A 9,063-nucleotide genomic window follows, 5' to 3' on the forward strand; every position below is an offset into this window, starting at 1 on the left:
CAAATTATTAATATACTAAATACATATATTGACATAATTCTAAAAATAATTTATTGTTATAAGTAAAACAAGATATCCCTAGCTCATAATCGAGCTATACTCATTGTTTTTAGTTATTTTAGAGTTGGGACGAGCCAATAGGGAGAATATTATTAAATGTCAGATAATACTATATCAAGTACTTCTGCTGTGCAAAAAGCAGATTTAAGCAATAATTTATTTTTATATGAACATGTTTATGTGCTTAGAGGTGATTTATCAACTCAACAAATAGAAACATTAAATAATAAATATAAAGAACTTATAGAAACCCAAGGTGGAAAAGTTTCAAAAGTAGAGTATTGGGGCTTAAAAAATTTAGCTTATAAAATAAAAAAACAAAAAAAAGCACATTACACTTTATTAAATTTTATAGCTTCTAAAGATATTATTAAAGAACTAGAACGGCAGTTATATGTTAATGAAGGTGTACTCAGGTATATTACTATCAAAGTAGAATATTTAGATGCTGAACCTTCTATAATGACTAAAAATACTCAGGAAAGATATCAAAGAACTGAAAATACTAAAGATACAAACGAATATTCCAAAAATAATACTAGAGATACAGGCACTCAAAATCAAAGAATCACTGGTACTAATGTATCTTCAACAGAGTTAATAAAGGAATAAATTAATGTCAAATAATATGTTACCAGGTAAATTTTGTCCTCTTTCTAGTAATAAATCTCCAAGAGTGGATTATAAGGATATTAGACTATTGCAAAGATTTTTATCTGAAAAGGGTAAAATTTTACCTAGACGAATAACTTCCGTATCTGCCAAGAAACAGAGAGAATTATCAGAACAAATAAAAATTGCTAGGTTTTTAGCTTTAATACCTTTTATTAACAAATAGAATATGTTATTAAAAAAACCGCTTATTAGTATTTTATATGGTTTACTTAGTTTTACCATACTTTATAGTAATCTTTATGTTAGCAATTCTAATAATAATCAAATAGAATTTAGTATTCTAATTTTTTTATTATTAACAATATTATTGCCTTTACCATTATTTTTATCCTTTCTTACCCAAGGGTTTCCAAGTTTAGTTATATCCTCGTTATTGTGTTTTTTTCTATTAGGATTTTTTTACTTTGAAGTATCCTTTGCTTATTTATTAGGAATTGTAATTCCTATTATGTTATTATTTTTAATAATAATCCATAAGAACCAAACTTATTCTAACTACTTTTCTACAATTCTAACAATTTATGCTAGTATTGTATTAATAACTTTAAACACAGTATTATTCTTTAATAATACTTCATTAAGTGATTTAATTGAAGATGGTTTGTACTTGGTTTCAATTTTTAGTAAAACCAGTAATCCTTATATAGGAGAAAATCTAGATAAAGTATTCCCTATATTGAATGCCTTATTTTTAGCCATGATTACTTTATTTTGGTTAGTAATAATGACTATTAATTATAGATTAGCAATTTTTATTGTAAAAAAATCCTATTATCATTTACCAAAATATCTTGAAAAAATTTTTACATTACCTCCTTTTTTTATCTGGATATTCATATTTTATATTATTATATCTCTTAGTTTACACTATCTTCTTACAAATCCGTATCAGATTAATTATATTAATATTAATGTTATAGTAATTTTAAGCTTAGCCTTTATTTATTCTGGAGTTGGCATGCTTTCTAAAGTAATAACTACGAATAATTTAATAGTAATGATAGTGTTTTATTTACTATTAGTATTTTTTAGTATATATTTATTATTATGTATTTTAATACTAGGATTTTTAAAAGAAATAGGTTTAATAAAAAGGTAGATATAAGATTATGGAAATAATATTATTAGAAAGAATTACAGGTCTCGGACAAATAGGAGATACTGTTGCAGTAAAGAACGGTTATGCTAGAAACTATTTACTACCAAGAAATAAATGTTTAAGAGTTACTAAAGATAACCTAGCATATTTTGCCACTCAAAAAGCTCAGATAGAGGCAGTAAATTTAAAGAAGAAAGCTGAAGCTGAGGCTGTATCTAATAAAATAGTAGGGAAAGATTTTATAATTATTAGAAATGCCGGAGAAGCTGGACATTTATATGGTTCTGTAACTATAAAAGATATTGTTTTAACCCTAGAGGAAAATGGTTTTATATTACATAAAGACCAGATTCGCATTGCTCACCCTTTTAAAAGCATTGGAATATTTCCTATTATAATTTCTTTACATCCTGAGGTTGAGAATGAGATTCTCTTAGTAATAGCAAGAAGTACAGAAGAAGCTACTATCCAGTTAGAGGCTCATAAGGTTGCTATTGAAAAGGCAAATTCTAAGAAAGAAGAAATTAATAGTAAATCTTTTGATAAAACTAATAAAAAAGATACAAAGTTATATAAAGAAACAACTACTTCTAATACTGAATTAGTAGAAAATATTGAAAATAATGTTTCTAAAAAGTAAAAACTGCTACTACAATACAGTTTTAAAAAATATTTAATAGTAGTTTTGATTAATATTTATAGGTTAATGTGTCATGTCTACTTTATATAATATAGAAGCTGAGGAAGCTTTACTTGGCTCTTTATTAATTAATAACAATCTCTTTGAATATATAGCCGATATCACCACCGCTGACTATTTTTATAACTCTATTAATCAAGATATTTATAGAATTTATAGTAAAATTGTTGAGAAAGGACAAGTTGCCGACCCTATTACTATTAGTCACTTACTAAAAGTTAGTGCAGACGTAATTCATAAAGAAGAAATTACTATGGATTACCTTAATAAATTAATTGATAGCTCTTTAACCACAGGTTCTTCAAGTACTAGAAGTTATGCCCAAATAATTTATGATTGTTATTTAAAACGAGAGTTAGTAATTTTAATAGACAATATCAAAGAACAACTTAATTCTACTGAACAAACAGCCCTTGAACAAATATCGGAAATTGAAAAATCTATTTATAATTTATCTGAGCGTGGTGTCGTTAATTTAGATTTTAAAGATTTTGCTACTTCTCTTGATATGGCATTAGAAATTGCCAAAAAAGCTAAAGCTAATCAAGATGGTATTTCCGGCGTTAGTAGCGGTTTATTAGATTTAGATAAAAAACTAGGAGGATTTCAATCTTCCGATTTAGTAGTCATAGCAGGTCGTCCTTCTATGGGAAAAACAGCACTAGCTACTAATATTGCTTATAATGCTGCCATAAAATATAAAGAAACTGCCGGTAAAAAAGGAGCAGTAGTAGGAATATTTTCTTTAGAAATGTCGGCTGAACAATTAGCTAGTAGAATTTTAGCAACTCAGGCTAGTATTCAAAGTGATTTAATTCGAAAAGGCTTAATTCAAGAGGCAGATTTTAATCGTTTAATTGCTGCTGCTAATAATTTAAAATCTATTCCTCTTTTTATAGATGATACTCCTGCTCTGAATATTTCACAGATTCGAGCTAAATCTAGAAGATTAAAAAGAAAACATAATTTAGGAATGCTAGTTATTGATTACATTCAATTAATTAGCGGGGAGAAAAGGAATGAAAACAGAGTATTAGAAGTATCAGATATCACTAGAAGATTAAAAGGAATTGCTAAAGAATTAAATATTCCGATTTTAGCACTCTCACAATTATCAAGGGCTGTAGAAACTAGAGATGATAAAAAACCACTGTTATCTGATTTAAGAGAATCCGGTTCTATTGAGCAAGATGCTGATGTAGTACAATTTATTTATAGGGAAGAATATTATTTATCACGTTCTAAACCTGAAGAAGATAATGAAAAATTTTTAAAGTGGAAAGATGCTTTTGAGAGATGTAAAAATAAAGCTACGGTTATTATTGCTAAAAACAGACATGGTCCTATTGGTGATGTAGATTTAAGATTCAATGGTATGTATACTCAATTTGAGAATCTATTACAAGATAACATGGCTTATTCCGGAGGAAAAACTAGTATTCCCTACAAAAAACTTTAGAAATAAATAAATTACTAAAATATTAACTTAATACTGTAAAAATGACTATTACCATTATTTCTTATAAAAAATCATATGCAAAATAAGTAAATTACCATATAATAATGGTAATAACAATAATATAAAGAAGGTTTTATCCTTGAACTCTATTATTTCTAAAGAAGTAACACATTTAATTACAAAATATGGTTCACTATTATCTATTAATACTAACGCTCTTAGGGATAATTACTTAAGCTTACAAAAAATAGCAAATTCTAATAAAGCACAAGTTGCCTGCGTTCTTAAAAATAATGCTTATGGTTTAGGATTAAAAGAAATAGGAAAGTTTCTTGCATCATATGGTTGTAAGCAATTCTTTGTAGCAACTTTTATGGAGGGAATTGCCCTTAGAAAAAGTTTTACAAACCATAAAAATATTTCCCCTAAAATATATATTTTACATGGACTTATAGCAGATGAATTGCCAGAATTACAAGAATATAATCTTATTCCGGTACTTAATACACTTGTACAGGTAATGACTTTACTAAATTTTACTAAAAAGCAAAAAAAAACTATTGATTGTATCTTACATGTAGAAACAGGTATGAACCGATTAGGCTTAACTACAACCGAGATAGATACTTTATTAACAAATAACCCTACTATATTTAATTACTTAAATATAGAATATATAATCTCACATTTAGCTTGTGGAGATATTGCTACTTCTCCTATTAATTCTTTACAATTACATAATTTTCAAGATATTATTAAGAAATTTCCTAAACAAAAATATTCCCTAGTCGCTTCTTATGGTACATTTTTAGGTAAAGAATATTTATTCGATCTCATTCGTCCGGGTTTTGCGTTATACGGTGGCAATCCTACTCCAACGGTATCTAACCCTATGAAAGCTGTAATAGAATTGTACAGTATTATTTTACAAATAAAAACTATAAAAAAAGGTGAAGGTTGCGGATACGGCTATATTTGGAATGCAATTAAAGATACAAAAACTGCCATTGTCTCCATCGGGTATGCAGATGGTATTTTAAGGCATACTAAAGGAAAATTATTTATAGCAGGCATCCCTTGTCCAATCATCGGAAGAATTTCTATGGATCTAATTAATATAGATATCTCTCATCTTGATATAAACTTACAACAAGAAGGTACTATAGTAGAAATAATTGGCAATAACCAAAGTTTAGATGATATAGCAGAAGCTGCTAATACTATTCATTGTGAAGCTTCTACTTATTTAACTAAAAGATATCCTAGAATATTTTTGGAAAATAATTCTATAATTAAGGAAAGCTTATGATGCATAGTCTATCCGTTATAACTACTTCAAATTAAGGATTGTATTATATGGGAACGTTGTTATTTAACATATTTCAAAGAAGTGGAAAACTTTTTCTAAACACCTTGGAAACCATAGGAAACTTTGTACATTTTTTTATTATTATTTTTATAAATGGTATTAAACCACCTTATTATATTAAGAATTTTAAGAAACAATTTATAGAGATAGCTTTCTTTTCTTTACCTGTGGTTGGACTAACAGCAATTTTTTCAGGTATGGTATTAGCACTACAAAGTTATACTGGATTTGCTAGGTTTTCAGCGGAAAACGCTATTGCTAACGTAGTTGTAGTATCTATTACTAGAGAACTAGGTCCAGTACTAGCTTCTTTAATTGTTGCAGGTAGGATTTCAGGATCTATGGCTGCAGAAATAGGCACTATGAAGGTAACAGAGCAAATAGATGCTTTATTTACTTTATTAGTTAACCCTATTAAATACCTGATTGTTCCAAGAATTCTTGCAGCTATTGTAGCCTTACCTATTTTAGTATTACTTACTGATATTATAGGAGTAATGGGAGGTCTTTTAGTAGCAGTTGCTAAATTAGATTTTAATCCTGTAATTTATTTAAAAAATACTTGGAATTTTGTAACTTTTTGGGATATTTTTTCTGGATTAATTAAAGCTACTATTTTTGGCTTTATTATTGCTTTTATGGGATGTTTTTTTGGGTATAACTCAAAAGGTGGTGCCCAAGGAGTAGGCAATGCTACCACTTATTCCGTAGTAACCGCTTCTATGTTAATTTTTGTAGTAGATTATTTGCTAACCCTATTATTTTTTAAAATTTAAAGAGAAAAATATTAAATGTCAGATATTGTAATTAAATTAGAGAATGTTACTAAAGGATTTACTTCTAAATTAGTACTAGACAATCTAAATTTAGAGGTAAAAGCAGGAGAATCTTTAGTTATTATAGGTGGTTCAGGCACTGGAAAATCGGTACTATTAAAAATTATTCTAGGTATTCTAACCCCTGATAGTGGAGAGGTTTATATAAATAATACTTTAGCTAGTAATTTAAATTTTAATGCACGTTTTAAAATTAATCGTGATATCGCTATGTTATTTCAAGGAGGGGCTTTATTTGATAGTTTGAGCGTAGAAGAAAACATTGTGTTCGGCTTAATTAATAAAGAAAAAATTTCTAAAATCGAACAAAAATTTGTTGCAACAGAAAAACTCAAAATGGTTGGTTTAAACGAGGATATATTACCTTTACACCCATGTGAGTTATCAGGAGGTATGCAAAAAAGGGTAGCTCTTGCTCGTGCAATTGCAGTTAATCCTAAAATTATTTTATTTGATGAACCTACAACCGGATTAGACCCTACTATGGCAAATGTAATCAATGATTTAATTGTTAATACTGCCCAAACACTAGGGGCAACTTCCATTGCTATCACCCATGATATGATTAGTGCTAAAAGAATTGCTTCCTCAATTGCCATGCTCAATGGTGGTAAAATTCTTTGGAGAGGAACACCGCAAGAATTAGACGCAACAGATAATAAATTAGTAAAAAACTTTGTATTTGGAATACCAGAATAAAAAAGATGTATTTTCCTAACCTCTCTGTATCTTTTAATGCTTCTACTCTCAGTATTTTTAACTTTAATAACAATTCTCATACACATATTTCTTTAAGTAGTGTTGAGAATAATCTTTTTAAAACTCCTCCTCTTATTTGTAATAAATATATCCTTTCTAAAAAACTTAAGCAAAAAATAATAGCTCTTGACATTTTAGAGTTATTTGCTTTTTTGTATCCTATATCTCATATAAATCCTACAATTTTTGCCTTAGCAAAATTTTTTAAACTAAACTATTCCCAAGATTTAACTACTGAGAGCACTCTACTTTTTGAAATTACCAATCACCTGTTAGCAGATTTACAAAATAAAGATATAGTTGAAAAAAAATCTATAGCAGCAATTACTAGATATATGCGTTTAGATAATTGGTTATGGAGCGATATAATTTTATTAACCCTACAAGAACCCCTAGCTTACAATCCTAAGATTGATAATTCCTACTTAAGAATTTGGCAATATCTAAAAGAATATAAAATACAAAAATCTAAAACCCCAAACAAAAATACCCTAGTTTCTATTACAGAAACCGATGCCTTAAGAAGTTTAACTAAACTTACTGGATTTTCAACCGAAAAAAGAACCGCTCAATTAAGTTATACCAAGGCGATAACTAAAATTTTTAGCAATATAGAATTAAATACCACTGATATCAGAGCTGTTTTTGCAGAAGCAGCCACTGGTATCGGTAAAACTTTAGCTTATTTAGCTCCTATTTTAGTTTTTTTAGAAAAAAACCCGGAGCAACAAGTTTTAATTAGTACTTACACTAAAACCTTACAAAAACAAATCGCTTTAGAATTAAAAAAGATCTTTTCAGCAGATAAATACCAACAAGAAGTTACTACCATAACCGGTAGTAATAATTATATTTGCTTATTAAATTATGAAAATATTTTAAAAATAAGTGAGAATACTCCTATTAAATTATTTATCGGATTAATTCTGCGCTATATGTATTATACAGAACAAGGCGATATTATTAGTGGTGACATTATGCCTTGGCTCCAAGATATTATTGATTACCGCTTCTTTGATGCAATTCTTAATAAAAAAGAAGAATGTATTTATAGCAAATGCAAACATTATAAAAAGTGTTTTATTACTAACATAAAGGCTAAAAGTAAAGATTCTAAATTAATAATTTCTAACCATGCATTAACTCTACTAAATAAAAATTTAGACATACCTTATGTGATTTTTGATGAGGCTCATAATCTTTATTATATAAGTGACGATATATTTTCATCCCAAATTAGTGCTTTAAACGGAATTTATTTAAGAAATTGGTTAATAGGTAAAAAAAATAGATTAAATAATCAACTCTTAAGCGGTATTCAGCAAAGGCTACATTTAATTTTACAAAGTACTATCACTGCTGAATCTAAATCTGCTACAGAATTAGAAATAGAGCAAACCATTCAAAATCTTTTAGGCACTCTACTGCAAGTAGCTAATTTTCTTCCCACTTATAATTGGTTAGCTAATATAGAATCACATAATCCTCAAGGTATTTTTGAGGAATTCTTATACCTAATTTATAGGATAATTCTTAAAGAAAATGATGATACTAGCCAATATTATTCCATAGAAGCACACCCTCATAAAACCCTTAATGAAGCTCTTCTAAATGCTAGTTTTACCTTAAAAAATGAATTAACTCGCCTTTTGCGTATTACTCAAAAACTAAAGGAGGGGTTACTCTATAAATTAACTTTTTTAGATACAACTACTGATAAAAAAGCCCTTGAGGAATTTCTCAAAATAACGGATAGTATTTTAGTTAGTACTCTTACTACTTATATAGAAATGATCAATGAGTTAGAGCAACAAAAAGAAGATTATATTTATAGATATCTTTTAGAGAGAGAAGAAGGTAGAATTATTAATATAGGCTATTTTAGAAATTTCTTAGACCCCAGCAAACCTTTTGCCTTAGAGAATTTATCTGAACTTAAGGGTGTAGTTTTTACCTCGGCTACCTTGTTTAGTAATTTAGAGTCCCTTACCCCAAAAATTACTAAAAGAAGTGAATCTCAACCTATGATTATGCCTAACTTTTCACCGCAACTCTCAAGATCGGAAGAGCGTCGTGTAGGGAAAGAGTGTAGATCTCGGTGGTCGC

General features: G+C 28.2%; 8 protein-coding genes. All 8 read left to right on the forward strand.

Annotation, left to right across the window (positions count from 1 at the left end; translation table 11 throughout):
• Positions 1–156: 156 nt before the first annotated feature.
• The 8 genes from rpsF (at position 157) to ACQCX0_RS03570 (ending at position 6,897) form a co-directional block, all read left to right on the forward strand.
• On the forward strand, positions 157–672 hold the full coding sequence (gene rpsF, locus ACQCX0_RS03535; RefSeq protein WP_462562796.1) for a 30S ribosomal protein S6: 516 nt from the start codon (positions 157–159) through the stop codon (positions 670–672).
• A 4-nt stretch (positions 673–676) separates the two neighbouring features.
• A complete protein-coding gene (rpsR, locus tag ACQCX0_RS03540) occupies positions 677–898 on the forward strand; it encodes a 30S ribosomal protein S18 (RefSeq protein WP_462562797.1) in 222 nt (73 codons plus the stop codon).
• 3 nt (positions 899–901) lie between these two features.
• Positions 902–1,834 (forward strand): hypothetical protein, encoded by a 933-nt coding sequence (locus tag ACQCX0_RS03545; protein ID WP_462562798.1) that lies wholly within the window; start codon positions 902–904, stop codon positions 1,832–1,834.
• Between the two features lie 10 nt (positions 1,835–1,844).
• The gene (gene rplI, locus ACQCX0_RS03550) at positions 1,845–2,474 is read left to right on the forward strand and encodes a 50S ribosomal protein L9 (RefSeq protein WP_462562799.1); all 630 of its coding nucleotides are present in this window, start codon (positions 1,845–1,847) and stop codon (positions 2,472–2,474) included.
• Positions 2,475–2,547: 73 nt separating this feature from the next.
• Entirely contained in the window at positions 2,548–3,993 is a 1,446-nt protein-coding gene (locus ACQCX0_RS03555; RefSeq protein WP_462562800.1) for a replicative DNA helicase, read from the forward strand.
• 139 nt (positions 3,994–4,132) lie between these two features.
• A complete protein-coding gene (gene alr / locus ACQCX0_RS03560; protein ID WP_462562801.1) occupies positions 4,133–5,302 on the forward strand; it encodes an alanine racemase in 1,170 nt (389 codons plus the stop codon).
• Between the two features lie 47 nt (positions 5,303–5,349).
• A complete protein-coding gene (locus ACQCX0_RS03565; protein WP_462562802.1) occupies positions 5,350–6,138 on the forward strand; it encodes an MlaE family ABC transporter permease in 789 nt (262 codons plus the stop codon).
• Positions 6,139–6,153: 15 nt separating this feature from the next.
• Positions 6,154–6,897: an ABC transporter ATP-binding protein gene (locus ACQCX0_RS03570; RefSeq protein ID WP_462562803.1), complete on the forward strand. Its 744-nt coding sequence runs from the start codon at positions 6,154–6,156 to the stop codon at positions 6,895–6,897.
• Positions 6,898–9,063: the final 2,166 nt, after the last annotated feature.

It is taken from the genome of Candidatus Hepatincolaceae symbiont of Strigamia maritima, from assembly GCF_055505085.1.

Excerpts from the sequence above, each read along its gene's own strand:
- rpsF (WP_462562796.1), top strand. The coding sequence starts at position 157 with ATGTCAGATAATACTATATCAAGTACTTCTGCTGTGCAAAAAGCAGAT.
- rpsR (WP_462562797.1), top strand. The coding sequence starts at position 677 with ATGTCAAATAATATGTTACCAGGTAAATTTTGTCCTCTTTCTAGTAAT.
- ACQCX0_RS03545 (WP_462562798.1), top strand. The coding sequence starts at position 902 with ATGTTATTAAAAAAACCGCTTATTAGTATTTTATATGGTTTACTTAGT.
- rplI (WP_462562799.1), top strand. The coding sequence starts at position 1,845 with ATGGAAATAATATTATTAGAAAGAATTACAGGTCTCGGACAAATAGGA.
- ACQCX0_RS03555 (WP_462562800.1), top strand. The coding sequence starts at position 2,548 with ATGTCTACTTTATATAATATAGAAGCTGAGGAAGCTTTACTTGGCTCT.
- ACQCX0_RS03565 (WP_462562802.1), top strand. The coding sequence starts at position 5,350 with ATGGGAACGTTGTTATTTAACATATTTCAAAGAAGTGGAAAACTTTTT.
- ACQCX0_RS03570 (WP_462562803.1), top strand. The coding sequence starts at position 6,154 with ATGTCAGATATTGTAATTAAATTAGAGAATGTTACTAAAGGATTTACT.